19 protein-coding genes are annotated in these 24,458 nt (G+C 46.1%); 10 read left to right on the forward strand and 9 right to left on the reverse strand.

What is annotated here, in order from left to right; genetic code table 11:
- Positions 1 to 116: 116 nt before the first annotated feature.
- From BUA40_RS07650 to BUA40_RS07660, 3 genes are read left to right on the forward strand one after another with little or no spacing between them, the layout of a single operon-like run.
- Positions 117 to 974: an ABC-three component system protein gene (locus BUA40_RS07650; RefSeq protein WP_072800049.1), complete on the forward strand. Its 858-nt coding sequence runs from the start codon at positions 117 to 119 to the stop codon at positions 972 to 974.
- Entirely contained in the window at positions 958 to 1,191 is a 234-nt protein-coding gene (locus BUA40_RS14385) for an ABC-three component system middle component 7 (RefSeq protein WP_072800050.1), read from the forward strand. Before BUA40_RS07650 ends, BUA40_RS14385 begins: the two co-directional genes overlap by 17 nt.
- Entirely contained in the window at positions 1,181 to 2,827 is a 1,647-nt protein-coding gene (locus BUA40_RS07660; protein WP_072800051.1) for a DUF2326 domain-containing protein, read from the forward strand. Before BUA40_RS14385 ends, BUA40_RS07660 begins: the two co-directional genes overlap by 11 nt.
- Before the next feature lie 55 nt (positions 2,828 to 2,882).
- Here the strand turns inward: BUA40_RS07660 and BUA40_RS07665 are convergent, their stop codons facing one another.
- Positions 2,883 to 5,837: a type III restriction-modification system endonuclease gene (locus tag BUA40_RS07665; RefSeq protein WP_072800052.1), complete on the reverse strand. Its 2,955-nt coding sequence runs from the start codon at positions 5,835 to 5,837 to the stop codon at positions 2,883 to 2,885.
- 9 nt (positions 5,838 to 5,846) lie between these two features.
- A complete protein-coding gene (locus tag BUA40_RS07670) occupies positions 5,847 to 7,853 on the reverse strand; it encodes a site-specific DNA-methyltransferase (protein WP_072800053.1) in 2,007 nt (668 codons plus the stop codon).
- A 556-nt stretch (positions 7,854 to 8,409) separates the two neighbouring features.
- On the opposite strand from BUA40_RS07670, the gene BUA40_RS07675 reads away from it, so the two are divergent.
- Positions 8,410 to 9,672: a class I tRNA ligase family protein gene (locus tag BUA40_RS07675; RefSeq protein ID WP_369827604.1), complete on the forward strand. Its 1,263-nt coding sequence runs from the start codon at positions 8,410 to 8,412 to the stop codon at positions 9,670 to 9,672.
- Positions 9,673 to 9,820: 148 nt separating this feature from the next.
- Positions 9,821 to 11,251: a fibrobacter succinogenes major paralogous domain-containing protein gene (locus BUA40_RS07680; protein WP_083585333.1), complete on the forward strand. Its 1,431-nt coding sequence runs from the start codon at positions 9,821 to 9,823 to the stop codon at positions 11,249 to 11,251.
- Positions 11,252 to 11,440: 189 nt separating this feature from the next.
- Here BUA40_RS07680 and BUA40_RS07685 read toward each other — a convergent pair whose 3' ends face one another.
- From BUA40_RS07685 to pgi, 4 genes are all read right to left on the reverse strand, one after another.
- Positions 11,441 to 13,015 (reverse strand): glycosyl hydrolase family 8, encoded by a 1,575-nt coding sequence (locus BUA40_RS07685; RefSeq protein WP_072800055.1) that lies wholly within the window; start codon positions 13,013 to 13,015, stop codon positions 11,441 to 11,443.
- A gap of 95 nt (positions 13,016 to 13,110) precedes the next feature.
- The gene (locus BUA40_RS07690) at positions 13,111 to 15,282 is read right to left on the reverse strand and encodes an FISUMP domain-containing protein (protein ID WP_072800056.1); all 2,172 of its coding nucleotides are present in this window, start codon (positions 15,280 to 15,282) and stop codon (positions 13,111 to 13,113) included.
- Positions 15,283 to 15,297: 15 nt separating this feature from the next.
- Positions 15,298 to 16,671: a hypothetical protein gene (locus BUA40_RS07695; protein ID WP_072800057.1), complete on the reverse strand. Its 1,374-nt coding sequence runs from the start codon at positions 16,669 to 16,671 to the stop codon at positions 15,298 to 15,300.
- Between the two features lie 140 nt (positions 16,672 to 16,811).
- Positions 16,812 to 18,476, reverse strand: a complete 1,665-nt coding sequence (gene pgi, locus BUA40_RS07700) for a glucose-6-phosphate isomerase (RefSeq protein ID WP_072800058.1) — start codon at positions 18,474 to 18,476, stop codon at positions 16,812 to 16,814.
- 75 nt (positions 18,477 to 18,551) lie between these two features.
- Between pgi and BUA40_RS07705 the strand changes: the two genes are divergently transcribed.
- Positions 18,552 to 19,115: an HD domain-containing protein gene (locus tag BUA40_RS07705; protein WP_072800059.1), complete on the forward strand. Its 564-nt coding sequence runs from the start codon at positions 18,552 to 18,554 to the stop codon at positions 19,113 to 19,115.
- Positions 19,116 to 19,123: 8 nt separating this feature from the next.
- Complete coding sequence (locus BUA40_RS07710) at positions 19,124 to 20,230, forward strand: GTP pyrophosphokinase (RefSeq protein WP_072800060.1); 1,107 nt, start codon at positions 19,124 to 19,126, stop codon at positions 20,228 to 20,230.
- An 87-nt stretch (positions 20,231 to 20,317) separates the two neighbouring features.
- Here the strand turns inward: BUA40_RS07710 and BUA40_RS07715 are convergent, their stop codons facing one another.
- From BUA40_RS07715 to BUA40_RS07725, 3 genes are read right to left on the reverse strand one after another with little or no spacing between them, the layout of a single operon-like run.
- The gene (locus BUA40_RS07715; protein WP_072800061.1) at positions 20,318 to 21,037 is read right to left on the reverse strand and encodes a Spy/CpxP family protein refolding chaperone; all 720 of its coding nucleotides are present in this window, start codon (positions 21,035 to 21,037) and stop codon (positions 20,318 to 20,320) included.
- 4 nt (positions 21,038 to 21,041) lie between these two features.
- Positions 21,042 to 21,413 carry a hypothetical protein gene (locus BUA40_RS07720; RefSeq protein ID WP_072800062.1) on the reverse strand — a complete coding sequence of 124 codons (372 nt, stop codon included), beginning with the start codon at positions 21,411 to 21,413 and terminating at the stop codon, positions 21,042 to 21,044.
- A complete protein-coding gene (locus BUA40_RS07725; protein ID WP_255369245.1) occupies positions 21,406 to 21,939 on the reverse strand; it encodes an RNA polymerase sigma factor in 534 nt (177 codons plus the stop codon). The genes BUA40_RS07720 and BUA40_RS07725 overlap by 8 nt, the downstream gene beginning before the upstream one ends.
- Positions 21,940 to 22,051: 112 nt before the next feature.
- On the opposite strand from BUA40_RS07725, the gene BUA40_RS07730 reads away from it, so the two are divergent.
- From BUA40_RS07730 to BUA40_RS07740, 3 genes are read left to right on the forward strand one after another with little or no spacing between them, the layout of a single operon-like run.
- Positions 22,052 to 23,584 carry a DUF1538 domain-containing protein gene (locus BUA40_RS07730; protein WP_072800064.1) on the forward strand — a complete coding sequence of 511 codons (1,533 nt, stop codon included), beginning with the start codon at positions 22,052 to 22,054 and terminating at the stop codon, positions 23,582 to 23,584.
- A gap of 8 nt (positions 23,585 to 23,592) precedes the next feature.
- Complete coding sequence (locus BUA40_RS07735) at positions 23,593 to 24,009, forward strand: hypothetical protein (protein ID WP_072800065.1); 417 nt, start codon at positions 23,593 to 23,595, stop codon at positions 24,007 to 24,009.
- A complete protein-coding gene (locus tag BUA40_RS07740; RefSeq protein WP_178299585.1) occupies positions 24,006 to 24,407 on the forward strand; it encodes a P-II family nitrogen regulator in 402 nt (133 codons plus the stop codon). Before BUA40_RS07735 ends, BUA40_RS07740 begins: the two co-directional genes overlap by 4 nt.
- Positions 24,408 to 24,458 lie beyond the last annotated feature (51 nt).

Genomic DNA, 24,458 nt, shown 5'->3' on the forward strand with positions numbered 1-24,458 from the left:
TCAGCAAGCTCCATTCCTGCTTTGATGAGTAAATTAGGAGTTCTGTTTTGAAAATTTGCGTCGGGTTGCAACGCTTTGTTGCAGTATGTTGCAATTAAATTATTAGATTAGAAGATATGGATTTTTCACTATTTGCTCAATTATTAAAACCGCTTTTAGGTAAAGGCCTGAATCAAGACGAGTTTGTTCAAAGCCTGTTCTATGCGATAGTAGTTTTTCCGAATAGTGAGAGCTTTGTTGATCCTCTAGAGAATGTCAAATATTCTATGTACCGTTTATACTTTTCTGGAAGTCGTCGAATCAATGAAATTGCGTATAAAATATGCAATTATGCTGATCGAGAAATTTTCAGGGATTATGTTTTGAAGCAGAATGATGAGGTCCAAACGCAGCTGTGTAACGCGTTTAAGCCTTATATTCGGATTTCGAAGAGAAATGTACCTGAAAAATTAGCAGATTTGTTTTATGAAATAATTTTCAACGCATCAAAAGAAAAGGGAAAACGGAAGAGAATCCCAAAGATGAAATCTAATAAGTTTGCTGATACATCAGAGGATGTTTTGCAAATTAAAGAATCTCTTGGTGAAATTATAAAGGAATTAGTTAAAACTGGCACAAACCCTAAAGAAAGTGAACGCCTGAAAATGCATGCTGTTTGTGTTTCAAACAAAATAACAGATAGTTCTATTTTATGTGAATCGGTTACGCATTATGCTGTTGTTTACTTCAAAACCATTAGAAAACTTTTTAGGAATGTGTCAAAATCAAATAGTATTGATTTTGATGATGTTGCGACTGCTGTAAAATTTGAATATAAAAAATTGAAAAATAAGGGTTTATCTCAGGACGAAATCTACAATGCAATGGTTCAGTGGATTTGCACCAAAACGAATTCTACAAATATTACGGCTTGTTCCGTAATAGTCTCTTTCTTTGTTCAAGATTGTGAGGTGTTTGATGTTGTTGCCAAATAAACTTTGTACATATCAAGAAAGTTCTCTACCTTACTTTATTGCGATTTTAGGGGAACTCAAGAATGCTTCGATGATGCCAAGTGAGCTTTATGAAAGGGTTTTGAAGAAAGACAAAAAAATTGATTTACTGGAATTTGTAGAAATTCTAGATAGTCTTTTTGCTTTGGGAAAAGTTGAAATTGATTTGATGACAGGGGCTTTGAAATATGCTGACTAGAATAGAGTGTGATAAATTTTTAGATGATGGAAAAGGTCGCGAACCCATCGTATTCCACTCGGGTTTGAATGTGATTTTAGGAGGTTCAAAAGCCGACAATGCTGTCGGAAAATCAACATTTTTGCTTGTACTTGACTTTGTTTTTGGGGGTGATTCCTATGTCAAATCAAATAAGATGCTTTTTGAAAGAGTCGGACATCATGAAATCAAGTTTGAATTTGAATTTAGTGGCGAAAAGTATTTTTTCTCTCGCTCAACGCAAAAGGACAAATCAAAAATTGTAAAAAGATTTGTTGGCGAAAATGTTGAAGAGTTGTCTATTGTTGACTATAAAAAACTCTTGCAACGACTTTATTCAATTCAAAATGAAGGGCTATCGTTTAGAGATTTGGTTGGAACTTTCACAAGGGCTGTTGGAAAGTACAATGCTGATTACAGAAATCCGATGCGCTCGGCAAAGGGGGAAACTGGGGAAAAATGTGTTCGTCGTCTTCTTAGAATGTTTAATGCGTATGGACCGATTGAGTCTGCATTGAAAGAAGAAAAAATTGCCGAAGAAAAAAAGGCGATTATGCAAAAAGCGGTAAAATACGACATAATCTCAAAGATTCCCTCAAAAACAGAATGCGAAAAAAATCAAAAAGAATTACTTCGCCTTGAACGAGAGCTAGAGACATTGAAGGTAGAAAATGAATTGGGAATATTAGATGGGAAAAGTATTGATGCAAAACGGATAATTGAACTTCGTAATGAAAAGTCTAGACTTCTGTCCAAGAAATTCAAATTACACAATAAGCTTGAATCACTGAAAGAAAATAAAGAACGCCCGCAAACACTGAAATCACTAGAAAAACTTCAAGATTTTTTTCCTTCTGTGAATGTAAAAAAGATTGAGGAAATAGAATCATTTCACAAAAGTCTTTGTAGTGCTTTGAAATCAGAAACGGAAGAAGTTGAATCAGCAATTGTTGATGAATTGGAAAAAATTGAAGATCAGATTCAAAAAAATGAGGATGAAATTATATCCTTAAATGCTCCTGAAAATGTTTCATCAAAGGTTGTAAGACGGTTGGTTGATTGTGAAATGAAAATTGAAAAATTGAAAAAGCTGACCCAACAATATGAAATGAAGCAGGAATTGGAAACCGCTAAGTGCGAAATTGAGGCGAACCTTGAAAATCTTCAAAAGAGTATTTTTCCTGGGATAGAAAGTCAGATTAACGATCGCGTTGCTGAATTGAACCGATTGATAAAGGGAAGCGAAGATACTCCACCTAAAATTACTATTGAATCTTTAAAAAAATATGTGTATGAAAACGAAAAAAATGATAGTACTGGAGCAATGGTAAGATACCAGAATCTCTTCGACTTTACGATGCTTGAAAAAACATCTTTGCCTTTTTTTGTTCAAGACTCGGCGGACTTGAAGCAAGTGGAAGATGATTCCTTCCTAAAGATCATTGACTTGTACGCAACAACGTCAAAACAAATTTTTATTGCTATTGATAAAACCGAATCCTACACAACGGACGGAAACTTACCGAAGAATATTGAGGATAATATTGTGCTAAGACTTTCCAAGGGTCATGAACTATTTGGCTTTAGCTGGAGTAAAGAAAAAACTTCTGGACAATAGGAATGTTAAAATAAAATGGCTTTGCAAAAGCAAAGCCTGAGAAGGAATGTTTAAATTACAGTTTCTCAATAATCTCCTTCAGATTTTGAGTTTTGATTTGTTTTTCAAAATGCACATTGACGCCAGCCGAAGATAGACATTCAAAGAATTTCTTTGCGGATTCGATTTTCAATTTTTCTCCACCACGAAGATCCTTTTCGGCATCTTTAACATCCTTGCATTCCACAATAAGGTTGAGTTCTTTCTTCCCGTTTCTCTTTACGATATACATAAAGTCAGGGCTGTAGGTTTCTCCAAGAATCGTTGGAATTTGGATTGTTTTTCGAGGAATTTTGCCGAAAACATCTACTCCGTCAATGTCATTTAGTATGTCATCCTTTTCCAAAGGGGAATCGAATGTGATTGCATCGTAGAGGTATTTTTCAGGAACATTACTGCTATCGGTTTGGGTTCCAATAAGTCCCTGTTGAATGAATTTTTCTGCGTTGCCCTTATCATCATTCAATGATGTTTTCTTGATTCTGCTTCGTGCAATTTTCTGATAGCTGAATCGTCCCATAAGATTCTTAATTTTCCAATCGTGAATTACACGGCAGATATTGAAAAGAGACTTCTCGTTGAATAATGGCTTGCCACCATTTTTTACAAAAATGCAAAGAGCCTTGTGCATTTCAGTAATAGGAACAGATTCCTTTGCTTGAACTCGTTGCAGGAACTTACCATAGGGAATGGGCTTTTCAGTTTCGTATGTTTTTGATTTGGAATCTTTCAAAGAAGCAAACCCGTTTTCTGTAACAAGTTCTTGTCTAGAACTTGTTAGAACTGTTTTGCTGAATAGCTCTTGCTTGATAAGTTCCGGCAAAGTCTTGGATAGTTCTTCGTTGATACTCTCCTCAAAAGTGAGCATATAATGCTCGTTCATTTTGAGCCAAAGGTCTTTTAGAACCGAGTAGTTTTTGCTGCGAATACCGATATTTTTCTTTTTGGGTTGTTTATTGCGGTCTACAATTTTTTTCTTTGTGGCACTTTGCCTGAACAAGTCTGGATACTCGCTCTCAAATGCATCTACATTATCTTTGTTGACGGGGTAACCGGGCATGTCATCTTTGCGACGGCCGATGAATTTCTTTCCATAAAGTTCGTCGTATAAATCATCAACGTCAATTCCAAATTTTTCGGCGTAAGCTTGAAGTTGTTCCTCTGTAATAAACATCAACTCGCTACGTTCACCGTTGATTTCCGCAATCAGCTTATTTGCGAAATCCTCTTCCGTATAATCCACAATGTAGTTCAATGTAAATTCTTCATCGGTAATGCGTTTGCCGGACTCGTTTACGGGCAAACGGAGGCCGCGGCCTACTTCTTGAAGTTTACTGATTTCGCTTCCACTGGAACGAAGTTTTGCGATGGTAAATACATTTGGGTTGTCCCAGCCTTCCTTCAAGGTCCATTTGGAGAAAATGAATCGCCTTGGACTGTCAAAAGACAATAGGGTTTTCTTGTCATTCAAAATTTCGTTGACTTGCTTTGAAATTTCTTCGTCGCTAGAGGAATTGTCTTCTGCAAAATATCCACCATGAGCGTCTTCAATATTTTTCAAAGAATTTTCAAGGTAGATTTTGTAATTTTTTTCAGAAGCTTCTAGCTTGGTGATAAATTTCTTCGTTTCTGTTTTTAGAATTTCTTCAAATGATTTCTTGATATAGCCGTTTTTGTCGCGATAGGCAGCGATGTCGTCAATAAAGAATAGGGCCAGCGTCTTGATTTTGTCTTCGCGCTTGTAGTTTTCGCGTTCTGTTTCTAAATGCCGTTGAATGGCCATACGAATCATTGATTCTTGATATGGCGTGGCGTACATGTCTGGTGTGATAAAAGAACCTTCTTTTAAAATTATTCCATTAGAAAGTAGAACGGAATTCTTTGACTCGAAAGAGTCTATTCTTAGATTGCCGAAATCGTCATGAATTTCAGATAGCAACTCGTCTATCGTTAGAGTTTTTTGACGATTCTTATTTGACGCATCTTTCCAGGAGAACTTGATTGTTTCGGATGTTTTTTCAATAGAATCTACACGGACCTTTATATTTTCAGCATCATTAGATTGAGGTAAGTGCTCCTTAGCGATTCCTTTGATGAGATTTTGTTGAAAAGAATCGTATGCGTCGAGATTGTAGACTAGATTTTTGTAATCCTTGACAATTTGCTTTGACTTTCCTTTTCCGATTACGATTTCGGGGTATGTTGCACCGAAACGAATAAGCATTTGAGGACAAAGCTTATTCATGATTGCGTCAATAATTTTTGTTTCAGAAGAAAATCGATGCGGCTCGTCAATGATTACGATGGGTCGAGTTGCCTTGAGAGCGTCCAAAGGACAATAATAATTTCCAATACCATAATCAAAATCGTCCTTTGTGTAATTTGAATTGGTAAGAAGGCTGCTGTTCAACAAAAGAACAGAAATGTACTTGTCCGATTGACCGGGGTTCTGATAAAAACCGGAAACAGCAGAAGGAAACATCTTCCTTTTGCTGGAACTCTTTTGCCCTGAACCTTCGAATAGTCGGATTTCTGTACCGTATTCACAATCTTGCTCGAAATGACGTTTTACATCAGGACTTTTAAGGAAGTTGGCTGCACCTGCTTTAATGGCGAGTCCTGGAACTACAAGGATGAACTTACTGATACCATGTTGTTTGTGCAATTCATACATGGTCTTTGTATAGACGTATGTTTTGCCCGTGCCGGTTTCCATTTTTACATCGATGTAGATGCACGGATTTTCTGCATTGCCAAGTGCGGTTTCTGCAGAAGTGAATCCTTTCATTCCCTTGTCAAAGTCTTTTTGTAGGATCTTAAGGACTTGTTCTAATTTTTTATCTTGGGGATGGAAAATTTTGTTGGAGGCATAGTCCAATGAATTTTCGCTTTCAATTGCGTCGACGACTTGTAGAATCTTGTCAACGGCTCGTTGTTGATGCGGAAGATTTGCTTCGAATTGAAAATCCATGGCGACCTCTTAGTAACGAACTTCCAGTTGAATGTTGATGTCGCTAATTCCCTTGATGTTTGCTTTTAAGGTTTCTAGCATGGTCATGCCAAAACTGTAGCCAAATGCAACGATATGTTTGGGTTTGAAGTTGTTCTCCTCATCGTATTTTTGGAAAAGAGACTTTATACTTTCGTTGCTGATTCCTTCGTCAATAAGATATAGATAATCGTTGATTCGGAATGCCTTGTAGCCCTTTAAATCAATGGTTTCAACTTGGGCGTTGAAGGTGTGGCCATCGTTAACCATCCATGTGGCAAGAACAGTTTCGGTTCCGAATTCCTTTAAAACAGATGCATCGCCAATATTTGTATTTATATCGAACTTGATAATTTTGTCGATGGATTTTTGCGTCGTTTTTTGAATAGTGAAATGTTTGAAACCAAGATCGCCTTCGTAGTCAGGATTTTCTTCCTTGATTTTCTTTGCTGCACGGCGGATTCGTTCCATGCCAATTTGGTCAAGAGTATGAGGCTTGTTTATGGAGTCTAGGAATTTGATTGCGTTTTTGGTAACGGAGTTTTGTTTTTGCTCATCTAGTGCAACATTGAGCTGTACGGCGATAAATTGGACGTTTTTCCCAAAATCCTTGTTTGAATTCATGTTGAGAATTGAGTGTGCTGTTGTGCCACTTCCTGAAAAGAAGTCAAGAACCAAATCATTCTTTTTAAGGGTAAAGTCAATAATTCTTGAAATGAGATTTTCTGGTTTTGAATTGCTGAAAACCTCAATTCCATTAAAAAGATCTTTTACCATTTGACTTGACGCTCTAGTGTCTTCGTATATGACCGATTTGAGTAAGTCGGAAGCAGTTTCTATACGCTTTTTGATGTGGGGTTGTGTTGATTCATCTTCACCCCATACAACTTCCCCTTTTTTCTCATAATCGTTAAAAGTTTCTTTCGGCCATCGCCATCCATTTGTGGGTTTTGGACAAGGCTTCTTTGTAGTGGGGTGTAAAATGTCGTAATTGTAATCGCCTGGTTTTGTATTTGAAGAATTTGATGAACTGCTGAATACTCCTTTTTCATCAACATTGTTGTAGTGAGAAACTTGCGGAAGTTCGTCTTTGTGCTTTTTTATCCAAGATCTTAATTCTTCTTGAATTTTTTCAATATTTGAATATTTGTTCTTCAAAATTTCATATTGATCAATTATTTTTTGCGCGGCGATACTTTTTCTTTTCCATTTACCTTGCTTCATAATGTCTTTGGCGTAGCAAAGCATGTACTCGTGTTCGGTGTTTATTTGCGAAGGATTATTGTCTGTTGCCGTTTCAATAATGAGGTTTCCACAAAAATTCTCTTCTCCAAAAATTTCGTCACATAAAATTTTTAGGTTGGCTTGTTCGTTATCATCGATGCTAATGAAAATGACCCCGTCGTCTTTCATTAGGTCGCGAGCCAGTTTGAGGCGTGGGTACATGAATGTGAGCCAAGCTGCGTGAGATCGAGAAGACTTGCGACTAATCATCTTATGGATTCGTTTTGCCGATTCGGAGTCGGTGTTGAATCCCAATTTTTCTTCAATATCCTTTTCGGTAAAATCAAAGCTGTCGTTATAGACAAAATCGTCTGAACCTGTATTGTAGGGCGGGTCAATGTAGATGCATTTTACTTGACCTTCGTAGGAGCGTCGCAGGTGTTTTAATACTTCAAGATTGTCTCCAGAAAGGTAGAGATTTTCGCTATTTTTGTTTTCTACCTTCTTGTTGTTTTCGTTGTCGGGAATAATAACAGTCTCGGTATCCAGAGAATAAAGAAGCCTTGCGTAGTCTTTGCCTAGAAAATTGAAAGTTTCTCTTTCTTCGGTTACAAGGCTCTTGTCCCCTACGGCTTTTTGCGCCCAATATCGAATTGTATCCACATCAATGGACCCGTCTTTGCCAATTGCATTGGGAATTAGTTTCTTTAATGCCTTATGCAACTCTGCGTTGGCGTTGACTTTCTCGTTTGCTTCCTGGATTTGGCGAATCATTGGTGGCTCCTTCAAAAAATGGGCGGATAAATCGCTTTTATTCTGGAACCTAAATGACCACGAAAAAGGCGTGGTGTCATTTATGCTTACATCGACTGCGGTAACGACCAAGAAACCTTAATCTTCCATAAGCACAAACAACCCACGCCCCAATAGGGACGTGAGCGTCTGCCTTATTCTCGGAAGATTGGAAATTTTGGTCGTTTTTCAGTCGAGAGAATAAGAGCAAATACCCTAAAAACTTGTCGTTTGAAACGGATTAAACGAATCAAACTATGTCAACAAGAATATAAATAAATGCAGTGGTTGAATCTAAAGAATATTCAAAAATATGTTTCGTTTTTTTACTAGACTAGCGAATATTCAATACCTGAATGTGCGTTTTGCGTTAGGGATAGTTACCCGTATGGGCCGAGACTTTAGGCTCGGTGAGCGAAGCGAGTATAGCCCGACCCGGCGGCGGTTTCGTTGTGTGGTTCTCTGGAGCCGGGGAACGCCCAAATGCAAAGGGGCGAACCGTTGCAGAAACTTCCTCGGCTCGGCAATGGGTCCACAAGTGGCCCCGCTGCTCTCGCCTTGCGGAGTTTTCCCCATCATCCACTGGGAAGATGGCGAAATCTCTACCGTCGACGATGCAGAACTCCCCGTGCAGCTGCCGGACCTGCAGGACTACAAGCCGGGTGACGGCGGTCAGTCTCCGCTGGCCAACGCAACCGAATGGCTTAACGTTGTTGACGCCAACGGCCGCAAGGGTGTCCGCGAAACCAACACCATGCCTCAGTGGGCTGGTTCCTGCTGGTACTACCTCCGCTATATTGACGCCTGCAACGGCGACGCATTCCTGGCCAAGGAACTTGAAAAGTACTGGATGCCCGTCGACCTTTATGTGGGCGGTGCAGAACACGCTGTGCTCCACTTGCTGTACAGCCGTTTCTGGCACAAGGTCCTCTTCGACCTGGGCCTCGTCTCTACCGACGAACCCTTCCAGAAGCTCTTCAACCAGGGCATGATTCTTGCCTTCGCTTACGAAGACGCCGCCGGTTCCAAGGTTCCCACCGACGAAGTGGAAGAAAAGAACGGCAAGTTCTTCAAGAAGGGTACCGACATCGAACTGAAGCAGATCGTTGCCAAGATGAGTAAGTCCCTGAAGAACGTTGTGAACCCGGACGACGTGGTTCGCGACTACGGCGCAGACAGCCTTCGTTTGTACGAAATGTTCATGGGTCCTCTGGATGCCGTGAAGCCTTGGCAGACCAAGGGCATCGAAGGCATGAACCGCTTCCTTGCTCGTGCATGGCGCTCTGTAATCGGTGACGAAGATGTTGCTCCTGTATTTGTTGACGAAGCAGCTCCTGAAGATATTCAGAAGATTATGCACCAGACAATTATCAAGGTTACAAGCGATCTTGATAACATGAGCTTTAACACTGCAATTAGCCAGCTGATGATCTTCAACAACGAAATGATGAAGATGGATAAGCGCTATCGCGAACCATGCGAAACATTCGTAAAGCTCTTGCATCCGTTTGCACCGCACATTGCTGAAGAAATGTGGAGCATCCTCGGTCACGAAGGTTCCTTGACAAATGTTGCATGGCCTGAAGCCGACGCAAGCAAGGCTGTGGAAAACACCGTCGAAGTCGTATTCCAGGTGAACGGCAAGCTCCGCGCCAAGGCAAATGTCGATAAGAGTCTGGACAAGGCTGCTTTGGAAGCTCTCGCCATGGCTAACGAACGCGTTCAGGAGTTTACTGCTGGCAAGACCGTCGTGAAGGTCATCGCCGTGCCGGGTAAGCTCGTGAATATTGTGGTTAAGTAAACCCGGCCCCACCCTTAGTGTCATCCCCGACTTAGTCGGGGATTTTTTGTTGATATTTCTGGATTCTCCTGAAAAAACGATATGTATATTTATTCTAGAAATCTTCGTTAATGAAGGTTGGCTCCATGCGGAGCAAAGGGGAGTATGTATGAAAAGATTTATAGTTTCGTTTGGTCTTGCGATTCTTTTTGCGGCCTGTAGTGGAGATAACGTGTGTTCCGTTGACAAGCCTATAGCAAGTGATTCTTCGTCAAGCGTTGCGCCGGTGTCCAGTAGCAACGATGTGGTTAAATCAAGCAGTAGCAACGATGTGGTTGAATCAAGCAGTAGCAACGATGTGGTTGAATCGAGTAGCAGTGCCGATGCTTTGCCAGATACGGTATTGGTGGACGAACGGGATGGTCAAACTTACAGAATCGTTAAAATCGGCGACCAGACCTGGATGGCAGAAAACCTGAATTACGAAACGGAAAGTAGTTTCTGCTATAACGATTCGACGGAGTACTGCGAAACGTACGGTCGCCTCTACACTTGGGCGGCGGCGGTCGGTAAATCAGAAAAGGAATGCGGCAGCAGTTTATGTGGCCTGCCCAGAAGAAACGTGCAGGGGGTATGCCCTGACGGCTGGCATCTGCCATCGCACGAAGAAATGGATGACTTTGTCTACACTGTGGGAAAATTTCCACTTGTAACCGCTATAATCAAGTCGCGGACCGGATGGGACGATGGGTCGAACGGTACGGACGATTATGGCTTTTCCGCACTGCCTGCGGGTTTTCGCAATATTGTAGGGGGATATGCCGGCAAAAACAGTACCTACTTCTGGATGGCTGAAGAGGACCGTCAAGAAACGGCTTATAAGATGGGCGTGATTGATGGCGATCCAACGGCTACTTGGGGAAGTGATAACAAGAAACTCGCGTTCTCTGTACGTTGCATCAAGGACAAGGAACTGACTTTGAAGGATTGGAGCTGGGATGTGCCGAAGGATGTCCGTCTGAATCCGGATGTTGCATACGACAGCGTTAAGGATTCTCGCGATGGCAATGTTTACAAGACTGTAAAAATAGGTGACAAGGTCTGGATGGCCCAAAATCTGAATTATGCCGACAGCGTGAAAACCCCTAGCTTGAAAGGCGCAAGTTGGTGCATTGACAATGATACTGCCAACTGTAATGTGGCTGGACGCCTCTACTATTGGGAGGCCGCCGTGCAGGGCGCTTGCCTTGACGGTTGGCATTTGCCGACAAAAGAGGAGTGGAGCGCATTGATTGATACCCTTGGGGGCGCTGTGTCGGCGGGTAAACGCCTCAAGTCCATCACCGGCTGGGATAAAAACGGCAACGGCGTTGACGATTTCGGCTTCTCAGCTTTACCGGCAGGGAAGGCTTCTTCTGCGCCTTTTTATGGATTGTCATTCAGAGATGATGGCGTGGGGACTCTTTTCTGGAGTTCTACAGAAGGCGATGACGTCGGCGCATACGGTGTATCGTTGTGGAATTATTCTGATGTGGCTGATTTGGATTACTTCTTCAAAGATCTCGGGTCATCAGTCCGTTGCGTGAAAGATTCTGAATAAACGCGAAAGGTCCAATGAAAAAAGGCCGCGATATCTCGCGGCCTTCTCTAGTCTCTCGTCAGCGGTAGTGCGCAGTTTTGTCCTGCGCCTAACCACTTGATGAGAGCGTCGTGAAGTAAACCACGACAACTCCATTTAAAAAGACCGTAGTTTCATCGCTACGGTCTTTTTTGCTTTATCTTAAAATCTTTAGTTCAAGACAACTTTTCTTGTGTATCTTGCGTTTGCGCTTTTGGCGATGACGGTGTATACACCTTTGTTGCCGTTGTTCCACAAGAATTCACGGCCATAGGCGCTTGCGACCTTGTGTCCGTTCATGTCGTAGATTGTCCATGATGCTGATTCCTGGACCGAGAAAATAATGGAGCTGCCGCTATAGGCGTAGCGAATGCCTTCGCGGGAGTTGGAACGGGCGAGATCGCCGATAGACGTTTTCTTCATGAGGCTTGACGAATCTCCCGGCGTAGCTGCCTTGGGATTATCGATGGCGTCGATGACGTTCATGAATGTTCCGCTTAGCATCGATGCGCCGAACCAGGCGAGGAACTGATCGAAATACATTTCGTTGTGGAGCGTGTCTTCGATTCCGCCGGTAGGATCGACGGCGTTTCCAAAGTAATCGCCGCCTTCGTAGAATTTGCCGAGTTCTTCGCTGAAGGCGATACGGTCTGCGGATTCACCGACGGCAAGCGCTGCGGTTGCCCACATGCCTATGGTCAAGTGGCTATGCTCGCGGCGGTAACGCCAAGTGTTTTCGTTTTCGCTGTCGTTAAAATCAGTCCAAATGTCATCGGCGGGCAAAAGTTCACCGGCATTTTCAATCTGGTAGAAATTCGAGGCTGCAGCACCACCCTTGCTGTTGATGAATGCGAGCGAATTCTTGAGGAAGTCTTTGGCGCGCGATTCATCGAACCATACGGCGTCAATAGCGACTCGCCATAAGATACGGATAGCATCTTTGAAGAATGCGCGGCTGTTAAAGTAAGCGTTGTATCCGAGGCTTCCTGCCCAACCGCCATCGGGCTGCATCCAGTCGGGAATCATACCCATGCTGTAGCCGGGGCTTTTCGACAGAATCTCATAAGTCTTCTCAACCACTTTATTCCAGCGATCGCCATTGCTGTCGAATTTGGCGAAAATCTTATACCATGCCGGTGAGAAATATCCGGGATTTACAAAACTTTCTCCACCCCAGCCTGCGCCCGGAGCCAAAATTCCGCTGCTAGTAACCTGTTTGGTACTCCACATGCAATCGAGAATTGTTTTGGCGTGATCGGCGTAGCCATAATTAAATTTGGTCGAAGTGTACGGTTTCCATACACCGGCAGAGACGAGTTTGTCTGCAAAAATCAAGGAGAGCGCTACGTCTTCTTCGGCGTCAGTGGCTGCACCCCCGCCGGCGATTTTTCCGTCAGGTCCCATTTGCCAATTGTAGTAGCAAGTGCTCCACATTGTTTCGTTGGCGGCTTCCCAAATGCTGTTGAAATGCTCTTGGTCGTTTGCGTACAAGGCAACTAGCATACCGTATCCGACGGCTTCGCTCACGGCGTCGCCCGGCGTTTCGCTTTTGGGGCGGTGAATGAGTCCCTTGCCAGCGGAATAGGGATCGATATTCCGGCGCACAAGTCCCTGCCAAGTGCTGTCAAGAGCGGCCTTCCAATAGGATTCGTCAACTTTAGGTTGTGCGTTGGGGAGGTCTAGCACTGCGAAGGAACTACTGAATGCTCCAGCAATGCAAAGGGGCAAAATTTTTGATAACTTCATAACATCTCCTAAAGACCCAAGCAATCTCCCTTTTTCAAATATATATAAAAAAGCGCAGTCAAAAAACTGCGCTTCTTTTGTTCGATTCAAATCTCTTATTCTTTAATGCACCTTACACTGCAGCTCAGATATGCTTTTTGCCTGGTGAGGACAAAGTTTCCGCTGTTCTCTCCGCTAAGCCTGTAGACGTAAGCGGATGAGTCTGCGTCAGAATAGTCTTGGCTGCACAAGTTGGTGCTAGAACGCCATCCGTTATAGCTGCCCTTAAGACTGCGGCCCCCAGCAAGATAAAGCGAGAATCCGAGCAGGTCTTCGCCGGGCGTGAAATTCTTGGTCTTGAAAATCTGGGTGTCCATCTTGTTCTTGAACCAGGTCTTTCCGAATTTTTCGAGCTTTTCAAGTTCCTCGTTGGTGGGAACGCGGAAACCTGTGGGGCAAATGTTATCTACCTGCGCGTTTTCGCCGAGGATTACATCCCAGCGGTACAGACGTCCGAAGTTTTCACAATACTTGAGGCTGTCTTCGGGACACCAGCTAGAGTCAATTGCCAAGTTCATATTTTCCGAAAGCCAAATCTGGTCGCCAATGCCGATGGTTCCGTATACGGTTCCGTCGCGTTCGTCTTCGACGGTGCCAGTTACCAAGGAGTCACTGGCGAAATGCCAGGCAAATCCGTTACAGCTGTAAATGGAATTCTGGTAGGAGTAATAGCCTTTGTGTTCAGCTTTACAGGGGTGGCCCATGATCATGTCGAATTCGGCTGCAACGCTGATTTCGCCCTTGTAGCACAGGTAATAGATGGTCGTGTCGATTTGGCCTTGATGGAACGATTCTTCGTCCTCGCCACAGGAAATTAGTTTTGCTTCTTTATCTAGCAAGGTTTCTTCATGCGGTTCCTCAGGACCAGTCGGCATGATTACGGTGTATCTGCCTTCGTAGCAAAGAACCTGTACGGTAGAATCCATGAGGCTCGGGCGCCTTGTGTAGGCGGAGTCGCATTCGATTCCTTGCGAGTAATATTGTTCTTTATTTGCCGTATTCCAAAATAACTGGTAGCCTAAATCTTCGCATATTCTATAGGGTGAGTAATAAGTAGCACTATAGGAATTATCGGATTCTTTGAGGACTTTTCCCAAGTTTGAGGTGATGCAGGGGACGCTCTCTAGCATGCTGGGAGAAATCCATTTGCCCTGAACGGAGTCGTAGGCGTACATACGATCTTCGTTTACGCTGCCTACTCGTAATTCACCATCGTGGCCCGGTTCCCAAGTGTAGGTGTCCTCGAAAGTTGTGCCGGGACTGTACCAGCCGAACTTTTCGGAACAAATGAATGGGTGCTTGTAATACTTGCTGGTGGAATCCTTGATTACTCTGATAGTGTCGATATTCTTGCTTGAACATTCGCCAAATCCGTAGATACGCCCGTAAATACCGGTAGTAATAGGTCTTTCGGGCCTGGGGGTGGGAATGTCACTTGAATATTCGTACATGTAACCGTTGGCAAGATGGTCTGCCATATAAATCATTAAGGAGTCGTCCAGTTTGCCGTTTTCTGCAAAGACGCTGGGTGCGTCACTATTATACTGCAAGGAGGTAGACTGTATGACTTGCAGGATCATCGTTGCTACGGAATCTTTTTCATCGTTGGGAATCTGATTAGAAATTTTCAACTTGGGAATATCGTTGAATATTTCTTTCAAGATTTCGCTTTGCGCCTGCTTTTCGGCGGAATCTGCGGCCACGCCGTCTTTTATAAGCTTGAGGATTCTTTTATATTCGAGAGTGGTGAGCACGTTCAAGTATGCCGTGTCGGTGCGACTCAAATCTACGAAGCTCCATACGGGCGTCGCTGCATACTTTTTGTAGTCGATTTTTAAAAGGGCGTAAGGCGTTTTAAGTTTCAGGTTCTTGAATTCGAATGCGCAGGAATCGCAGGTCGATTTCTGCATGAATTCGCGACCCGTAGGACTCATGGAGGTGTCAATTTCAAGGACGTTCGCCTCGTTCCATTTTGAGTGATCGTAGATAACCGTAAACAGGGCTTTTTCGAACAGCGCTGCCGGTTCAGTGTTCAGCGAATCTGATGTGCTCGATGAATCGGCCTTGGATTCGGAGCTGTTCTTGTCATCTTTATCGCTGTTGCCGCTACTGCTGCTGAGTTCGGAATCTTTAGAGGAATCGTCTTGCGGATCGCTAGAGGAATCGTCGCCGCAACCGAACAAGAAAAGGCTGCTTGCCAAAAGGATTGCAAAAATGTTCTTGGTCATTTCGTTCTTCTCCCCTTAATTTGTTTGCCCGGCAGAAACAATGTGTTCGTCGCATTCGGTCATGTCTTTTTCTAGCCAGTAGCTACCGTCGCAGTAGTAGCATTTTTTGCCGCTCTTGCCGTAGAGGCCTCTTGTTTCTTTGACGCAGGCAAGCTTAAGTCCGGTTGCGATGTTGTCTGCCTGTAGCCACTGGGGAGTTCCCTGGAAAGTTCCCCAGTAGTAATAAGTATCTTTGCAGTAAGGCGCCTCTGTCAAGTGCCCTGCAATGGTGTCACCTACGGTAGAATTCAGAACAATTTCATCGAGTTCCGTGCAAGAATAGGGATCGTGCCATTTCTTGGTAGAGTCGCAATACATTACGTCCTTGCTGTTGAATGCGGCGGCCTTGATTTCGTTCTTGTTTTCGTCGGTGCATTCGCCAAAGTTGTATTTTGCGACCCAGAGTTGGCTGAGGTATTTCTTGGCGTCGGTGATGATAAAGTGGTAACCGTATCTTCTGGAATTCTCCGTAATCTTCCAGCAGTCTTTGCTATTGGCGGCGTTATAAGCCTGTTGCCATAATCTTCCTGTAATAGAATCGGTCAGAACTTCATTGTCAAGCATGCTGTCGAAGTAGGCGTCCTCGTGGACATAGGCGTCGGCAAGAACGGTGGCGCCTAACAGGTAGTAGCTTTCCTTTTGTTCTGTTACCAAGTTCAGCTTGTTGAAATCCGTATGCAAAGTATCAAGCATCAAGAGTGCAGAAATTTCAGATTGAACTGCAGACATGGCGGAATCGAAGGAATAGCCTTTGTCAATATAGCGGGGAAGTCGCTTCGCCTGCATTAGCGTCAAGATATTCAGGTTAATTGTATCGCCTTTGCGCACGTCGGCGTAGGCTTCGATCGCTCCGAAGAAATTGCCTCCTCTTTCGATGTAATCGTAGCAAACGGCATTGAACTGGCCAATGACTTCGATATGGACGTACGGCTGAGTCAGCTTGACATCAGGAATGAGGAATAAGCCCAAAGTATCGATAATGGCGGAACGGTGGACGATTCCGGTCTGTGCAAGGGTGCTGTCAAGTTCGCGCAAAACGACTTCGCTTCCGAGAGTATATTGACCGCGGTTGACGTAGCCGAGAATGTTATGGGTGGTTTCAGTGGTTGCCTCTGAATCAGGAGCGCTGACAGTAGAGTCGTTAGGAACCTTGGCCGTAGAGTCGGGCTTCTCGTTGGTGGTGGAATCGCTGTCCGGCGTCGAGCTTGCGGTTGTATCGGCGGGAATCGGTTCTACAAGATTCACTTTTTCGGGAGTGCTCTCGCTACAAGAACACATGAAGAAACCCGTCAGCGTAAAGGCGACAAATGCAGCTGCGATTTTAGTGGTAAAATTCTTGCCTATGGTCATAGCAGGCAAACTCCTTTCTTAGCGTCCCAATGTAAAAATTATAACAAATTATGCGAAAAATGCTAGTGCGTATGAAAAAAAGACCGCGACTTTTAGTCGCGGCCTTTTAAATTTGGGGAGCGGCTTACCCGCCCTTCAGATTACTTCTGATGAGCCTTGTACCACTTGATGAGACCGTTGGTGGAGCTGTCGTGGTTCAGTTCAGCGTCAGCCTTGGCAAGTTCCGGAAGGATCTTCTTGGCGAGCTGCTTGCCGAGTTCAACGCCCCACTGGTCGTAGCTGTTGATGTTCCAAATCACGCCCTGCGTGAAGATCTTGTGTTCGTACATGGCAATGAGGGCGCCGAGCGTTTCCGGAGAAACGTAGTCCATCATGATGGAGTTGGTCGGCTTGTTGCCTTCGAATACCTTGTGCGGAGCGAGGAATGCGATTTCTTCTTCGCTCTTGCCGTCCTTGCGGAGTTCTTCCTGGGCCTGGGCGAGGGTCTTGCCGTTCATCAAGGCTTCAGGCTGTGCAAAGAAGTTGGAGAGGAGCTTCTGGTGATGGTCGCCGACCTTGTTGTGGCTGTTGGCCGGGGCGATGAAGTCGCACGGAATCATCTTGGTGCCCTGGTGGATCAGCTGGTAGAAGGCGTGCTGGCCGTTCGTACCCGGTTCGCCCCAGAGGATCGGACCCGTCTGGTAGTTCACGCGCTTGGAGTCGCGGTCAACGGTCTTGCCGTTGGATTCCATGTCGGCCTGCTGGAAGTAGGCAGCGAGGCGATGCAGGTACTGGTCGTACGGGAGCATGGCGTAGCTGGAAGCGCCGAAGAAGTTGTTGTACCACACGCCGATGAGGGCGAGGATAACGGGGAGGTTCTTGTCGACCGGAGCGGTCTTGAAATGCTGATCCATTTCGTAGGCGCCCTGGTGGAGTTTCATGTAGTTGTCGAAACCGATGCGGAGAGCGATCGAAAGACCGATGGCAGACCACAGGGAGTAGCGGCCACCCACCCAGTTCCAGAATTCGAACATGTTGGCGGTGTCGATACCGAAGGCGGACACGGCTTCGGTGTTGGTGGAAAGTGCCACGAAGTGCTTAGCGATGGACTTTTCGTCGCCGTTGAAGGCCTTGAGAACGGCAGCCTTGGCGGTTTCGGCGTTCGTCATGGTTTCAAGAGTGGTGAAGGTCTTGGAAGCAACGATGAAGAGCGTTTCTTCGATGTTCACCTTCTTGAGCGTTTCGGCCATGTGGGTGCCGTCGATGTTAGAAACGAAGTAGACTTCCGGAGAGTATTCGCCAGCAGCCGGCTTGTCGGCATACGGCTTCAAGGCTTCGGTCACCATCACGGGGCCGAGGTCGGAACCGCCGATACCGATGTTCACCACATACTTGATGGACTTGCCGGTGTGGCCCTTCCACTTGCCGGTACGCACGAGCTTCGTGAATTCTTCCATGTGCTTGAGCACGGCGCGAACTTCGGGCATCACGTCCTTGCCGTCGACGCAGATCGGATCGTTACCCTTGTAGCGGAGAGCGGTGTGGAGCACGGCGCGCTTTTCGGTGGTGTTAATCTTTTCGCCGGCAAAGTACTTGCGGCGCATGTCTTCGAAACCGGCAGACTTCAGGAGGTCCTGGAGCTTGGCCATGGTTTCGTCCGTGATGATGTTCTTGGAGTAGTCCAGGAAGAGGCCGCAGGCTTCGGCGCTGAACTTTTCGGCACGAGCCGGGTCCTTTGCGAAGAGTTCCTTCATGTGCCAGGTCTTGGCAACTTCGGCGTGGGCCTCGAGGGCCTTCCATTCCTGAGAATCAGTCAGTTTCGACATAGATTAATCCTTTCCGCTGCGCGGTTATTTGTTGCGTGGGTAAAAATAGAAAAATTTTTATATACATTTAGTGTCATGGATACTTCAATTCTCGACAAAGCGATTGTTTTTGCGGTCAAGGCACACCAGGGAGCGGAACGCAAGGGGAAGGGCTTCCCGTATATCGTCCACCCGATGGAAGCCGTCTCGATTGCTGCTACCATGACAAACGACCAGGAGCTTCTGGCCGCCGCTGCATTGCATGATACCGTAGAAGATACGGCGGTTACCCTCAAGGACGTGGAACGGGAATTCGGCAAGCGCATTGCGGAACTTGTGGAGGCGGAATCGGATATTGAATTTGAAGGCAAGAGCCGTCAGGAAAGTTGGCGCCTTCGCAAAGAAGAAGCCATTGAACGTTTGTCTTCGGCGACTAACGAAGTCAAAATCGTAGCGATTGCAGATAAATTAAGTAATATCCGCGCCATCTACCGCGATTACCAGGCGATTGGCGACAAGGTATGGGACTTGTTCTGCGTCAAGGACAAGGCTTCGCACGAATGGCATTTCCGCGGGCTCGCACGTGCGCTCTCAAGCCTCAAGGGAACATTCGCATACGACGAATTTGCAGAAACAATCGAAAAAGTATTCAAGAAATAAGGTGTGTCATGGACGCGGAGAAGAAGGAATACAATTTACCGCCTAAAGAATCGCTGATTCTGGAAGAGTACCGCGAGCAGCGAATTGTATTTGAAAAGCTGTTGAGAGTTGTCAAGCGAACCCTTCGCGAAAGTATTGAAGAAAATAAAATCTACATCAATGCAATCGAAGGCCGCGTCAAGGCAGAAGACAGCCTTGCGGGCAAACTTGAACGTAAGACGGGCAAGTACAATTCGCTTGCGGATTTGACCGATATTTTGGGAGTCCGCGTTATTACCTTCTATAGCGATGAAGTCGATAAAGTTGCCGCTCTCGTGAGTCGCCTTTTTGAAATTGACTGGGACAATAGTATCGATAAACGTAAGATGCATGAAATTCACAGTTTCGGCTACAATTCTCTGCATTATATTTGTCGCTTGCCTAAAGAAAAGTATTTTGATCCTGAGTTTCCGCAAATGAACGAGATTCGTTTTGAGGTGCAGATGCGCACGGCCTTACAGCATGTGTGGTCGGTGCTGGATCACGATACGGGTTACAAGTCGGGTTTTGAAGTCCCCAAGGAATACTTGCGCAATTTGAACCGCCTCGCGGGAATGTTGGAACTGGTCGATGAGCAGTTCTGCCTAATTCGTTCGGGTATCAATGATTACCGTCGTCATGTGCAGTCCCTGGTGAGTTCGGGCAGTTTTGACGAAGTGGAACTGAATGGCGATTCCTTTGGCAACTATTTGGAACTTCGTCCTTTCGATTCGCTGAACAAGCGTATCGCCTCTATTAACCAGGCCGAAATCCACGAGACGTCGCTTTCGCGGTTCTTGGCGGTGTTCGTGTCGTTTGGATTTACGACTCTCGGCGACATTGACAGAATGATAAAAGGAAATATGGAAGATGCATACCAGTTAGCGGCATTCCAGCTGGCGGGTACTGATCTTGATATCATCAATTCTTCTCTCGGTGTAATCGCCCTTTGCTCCGTGTATGTGCTCAAGCAAGGTGGTAGCGTGCTGGAACTGACTCGTTTCCTGGAGACCTTGAATGGGGAATCTGCGGGCAACAGGCATCGTGCTGAAGGTCTTTTCCGTGTCGCTCAGAATTTGCCGTTTATGAAGAAATGATCAGTAGATAGTAGGAAGTAGACGGTAGACAGTAAAAGTCCTCGACAGCGATGCCGAGGACTTTTTGCTTTTTGAGGGAGTCAAATTTTAGTTAGCCGGAGGCGGAGGAGGCGGGTTGCCGTGTTCATGACCGCCATGGGGGCCGTGGTGCGGTCCGTTCTTCATGCGCTCCCTAAAGTTCTTCATCTGTTCCTTGTGGAATGCGTTGAACTTTTCAAGCTGTTCGGCGGTCAAGATCTTGCCGAGAGCTGCCATTCCGTTAATGCGGTGTTCAAGCAAAGCCTTGTCTGCTTCAAGCACCTTTGCCTTGGCGGCTTCGATACTTGCTTCATCTCTGCTTTCAAGAGCGGCACCCAGGGCCTTTTCGGCTTCGTGCTTTTGCTTGCGGAGTTCCCTGAAAATGGAATCTCCTTTAGCGCGGCTAGCTTCAATAGCGGCCTTCTGTTCCGGCGTTACCTGCAGCAAGGAATCCATGGCAGCGGGGTCCATGCCCCCCTTGAATTTGGGACCATGGCCTTTGTCGATGTCGCCATGCGGGCCCTTGTGACCGTGCTTGGCGCAGTTCGGGCAATGGCAGGGCTGTCCGTTTTTTTCGCAAGAGCAGGGTTCTCCCTTTACGCAATCGCAGGGAGCGCCCGGAGCATGCATGGCGCTGTGCTCGCAGGGCATGCCGCCGCCTTTTTTGCAGCAAGACATTTCTGTCTGCTGGCAACAGCAGCCGCCGTTAATGTGGAGGTTGCCCAGGAAAAATCCCAGGGCGAGGGCAAGTATTGCAATGCTTGCCGCGAAGAGTTTGTTTCCGTTCATTGTGTTACTCCTTGGTTAAATAGCTAAAGCCGACGGTTTCTTCCAGAGTTTCGAATTCGTCGCTGGTGGAATTTCCGAGGCTAGAATACCAGCTCAATACTTCGGACGGTGCAGAGCTGTTGATAGAAACGTATTCGGTAGTATTGGCCCCAGTCTGTTCGATGTTTTGCGTCATCGAAGGCAAAAGGGCGGTAAGTGCCACAAGTGCAATGCTTGCGGCCAGCGGAATGGCGCTGTACCAAGTCTTGATTGCAATGATATTCTTTTGGGCGGGTGCTTTCGAGGCTTCCGCGTCCAGGCGGGCGCAGACTTTTGCCCAGGAATCTTCCCGGGGGGTAAGCCTTTCAAGCTTCGAAAAATCGATTTTGTTAGGCATGGTTCTTACGCTCCTTTAAATAGTTCTTCACAAAGTGTCTTGCGCGGCTAAGCCTTGCTTTAATGGTTCCTTCGGGCATCTTGTAGATTTCGGCGAGGTCCTTTACATCCAAGTCTTCGGCATCCTTGAGCCAGAGCATACTGCGGGTTTCTGCCGGGAGTTCCGCTAGGCCCTTTTCTAGAAGTTCTGCGTCGAAGTATTCATTTTTGGCGTCGTCTTTTCCAAGTACCTCTTCTATAATGACATCAAGCTTTTCTTCTTCGAGTTCGCGGTGTCGCTTTTGGGCGCGCAGCTTCATGAGGCAGGCGTTTACCGTGAGCCTATAAAGCCATGTCCCGAGGGCCGATTCGCCTCGAAAGCCTTGGACGGCTTTGGGGGCTTGCACAAAGACATCCATCAGAATGTCTTCGGCCTCGTCGCGGTCCTTCATCATCCTAAAAGCCAAATTCAGCACGTTCGCGCTGTGGGCCTGCCAAAGCAGGCTTAGAGCTTCGCGGCTGCCGCCTTTAAGGTGTTGAAGTATCACTTTTTCGTCCATTGTACCCTTTAGATGCCCTAAAAGTTGCATCGGTTGCATCTTTTACGAAAAATAATTATAAAAATGTGCGTTTTCTTGCGTTTTTCTATATTTCACGCGGATGTTCAAGATTTTGCTGGACAAGTTGAAGGAGGCGTTCGCCTCGGTTTTACCGGTTACGCTGATTGTGCTTGCGGTGTCGTGCACGCCGCTTGTTACGCTGTCATTCAAGCAACTTGTTGTTTTTACGATTTGTGCGGTATTTTTGATTGGTGGCATTGGGCTTTTTAACCTGGGTGCCGACCTTGCCATGACCCCGATGGGCGAACATGTAGGTTCGGGCCTTACTAAATCTCGTCGTTTGCTATTGCTTGTTTCGGTATGCTTCGTGATGGGTGTGCTCATTACGGTTGCAGAGCCCGACTTGTCGGTTTTGGCAGAGCAGGTAAAGAATGCTGTCGAGCCGGCACTCCTGATTACAACGATTGGTGTGGGTGTCGGCATATTCCTGGTGATTTCGATTGTAAAGATCGTGTTCAAGAAAGACCTTTCGACAATCATCATCTTTTTCTACCTCGTGTTGTTCATGCTCGGCATGGTCATGGTCACCTTTGGCAAAGACATGTTCGTGCCCCTGGCGTTTGATTCCGGCGGTGTGACCACGGGTCCGATTACCGTGCCGTTTATAATGGCTCTTGGTGTGGGTGTGGCCGGTGCCATTGGCGGTAAAAACGCAAACGAGAACAGCTTCGGTCTGATTGCCCTTTGCTCGGTGGGCCCGATTATTGCGCTCATGGGGCTTGTGATTTTTTCGAAGGGCGACTTGGCTTACCAGCTTTCGGAGTCTGCGTACTCGATTGATGCGAACTTAGGTATAAACTTCTTGCCTGCCATTTTGCGTGTCGTTAAAGAAGTAATCGTGGCCCTTGGCCTTATTGTCGTTTTCTTCATGTTACTTCAGCTGACGGTGTTGCGTCTTTCGTGGGCAAAACTAACTCCGATGGCCTTTGGCATTGTGTATACGTTCGTGGGTCTCGTGGTGTTCTTAACGGCAGTTGCCGTCGGATTCATGCCAATTGGCTTTGAACTGGGCAAGCAGCTGTCGGCCATGCCTCGCGCGCTGGTGATCGCCGGTTTTGTCCTTGGCCTTGTGGTGGTGCTTGCAGAACCTGCGGTGCACGTGTTGAACAAGCAGGTTGAAGAAGTGACTGGCGGCCTGGTGACCAAGCGTTCCATGTTGATTGCTCTTTCGGTAGGTGTGGGAATTTCGATTGGCCTTTCGATGATCCGCATTATTGTCGGGTTCCCGATTATTTATTACCTGATTCCGGGTTACTTTATTTCGCTCGGGCTTTCGTTCTTTGTGCCTAAGCTTTATACCGCGATTGCGTTTGACTCGGGTGGCGTGGCGAGCGGTCCATTGACCTCTAGCTTTATTCTGCCCTTGGCAATTGGTGCATGCGCGGGCCTGCGTGACGGTGGCGATTCTATTTTGAATTATGCTTTCGGTATTGTCGCGATGGTCGCGATGACGCCCTTGATTACCATCCAGGTTCTTGGCTTCAGGGCCATTGTTTCGACGGTGGTTCGTAATCGCATGATGATGCGTCGCATCCAGGATGCCGACGATGAACAGATTATTGACTTTATGTAGGGGGCGTTGTGGAACTGGAAAAGAAAATCAGGAATAGGGTCTTGCGCACGAATACTCGTGCGAAGATTTCCATGAACCGCCTCAAGATTTTGATTACGGTGGTGGGCCGTGCCAAGGCGGACTTTTACATGGACCACATCCAGTCTTTTGGCGTGAACATGCAGATGGTGCTATTCGGCCAGGGGACTGCCCCGCGTGAAATTGCGACAGCCATGGGCCTTGCCGATTCGGACCGCGCCGTGATCATTAGCGTGATTGGCGAAAACAACCTGCGTGCAGCCCTCGACAGCCTTGCCGAAAAATTCAATACGATTGTGGGCGGCAAGGGCATTGCCTATACGATTCCGATGGCAAGCATTATCGGCAAGTCCATCTTTAACTTTTTAAGCGACAACCGCGATGCGGTACGGAGAAACGAAAAATGAGCGGATTCAATCACGAAGTCATCTTTTGTATTGTGAATACCGGATTCTCTGAAACCGTGATGGAAGCGGCGAAGGATGCCGGTGCCCGTGGCGGTACGATTCTGAATGCTCGCGGTACGGCGAACAAGGAAGCCGAGTCTTTTTTCCATATCGCGATTCAGCCCGAAAAAGAAATCGTCATGATTCTGGTCGACGCCAAGATCAAGGATGCCGTTTTGCATGCTCTTTACCAGAAGGCGGGACTTGACACCATGGGTCAGGGAATCGCGTTTTCGCTCCCGGTCGACAACGTGGTAGGCCTTACCCCGTGGAAGGCCGAAATCAAGGCTGCCGAGGTTGCTGCCGAAAAAGCGGCTGAAAAAGCCGAAATTGCCGTCGAAAAAGCTGAAAAGAAGTAAAAAACGCGTTTGTTCAAGTTATACGACCAAACTAAATACTTCCTACTTCCT

This window comes from Fibrobacter sp. UWT2, assembly GCF_900142545.1.
Classification (GTDB): domain Bacteria; phylum Fibrobacterota; class Fibrobacteria; order Fibrobacterales; family Fibrobacteraceae; genus Fibrobacter.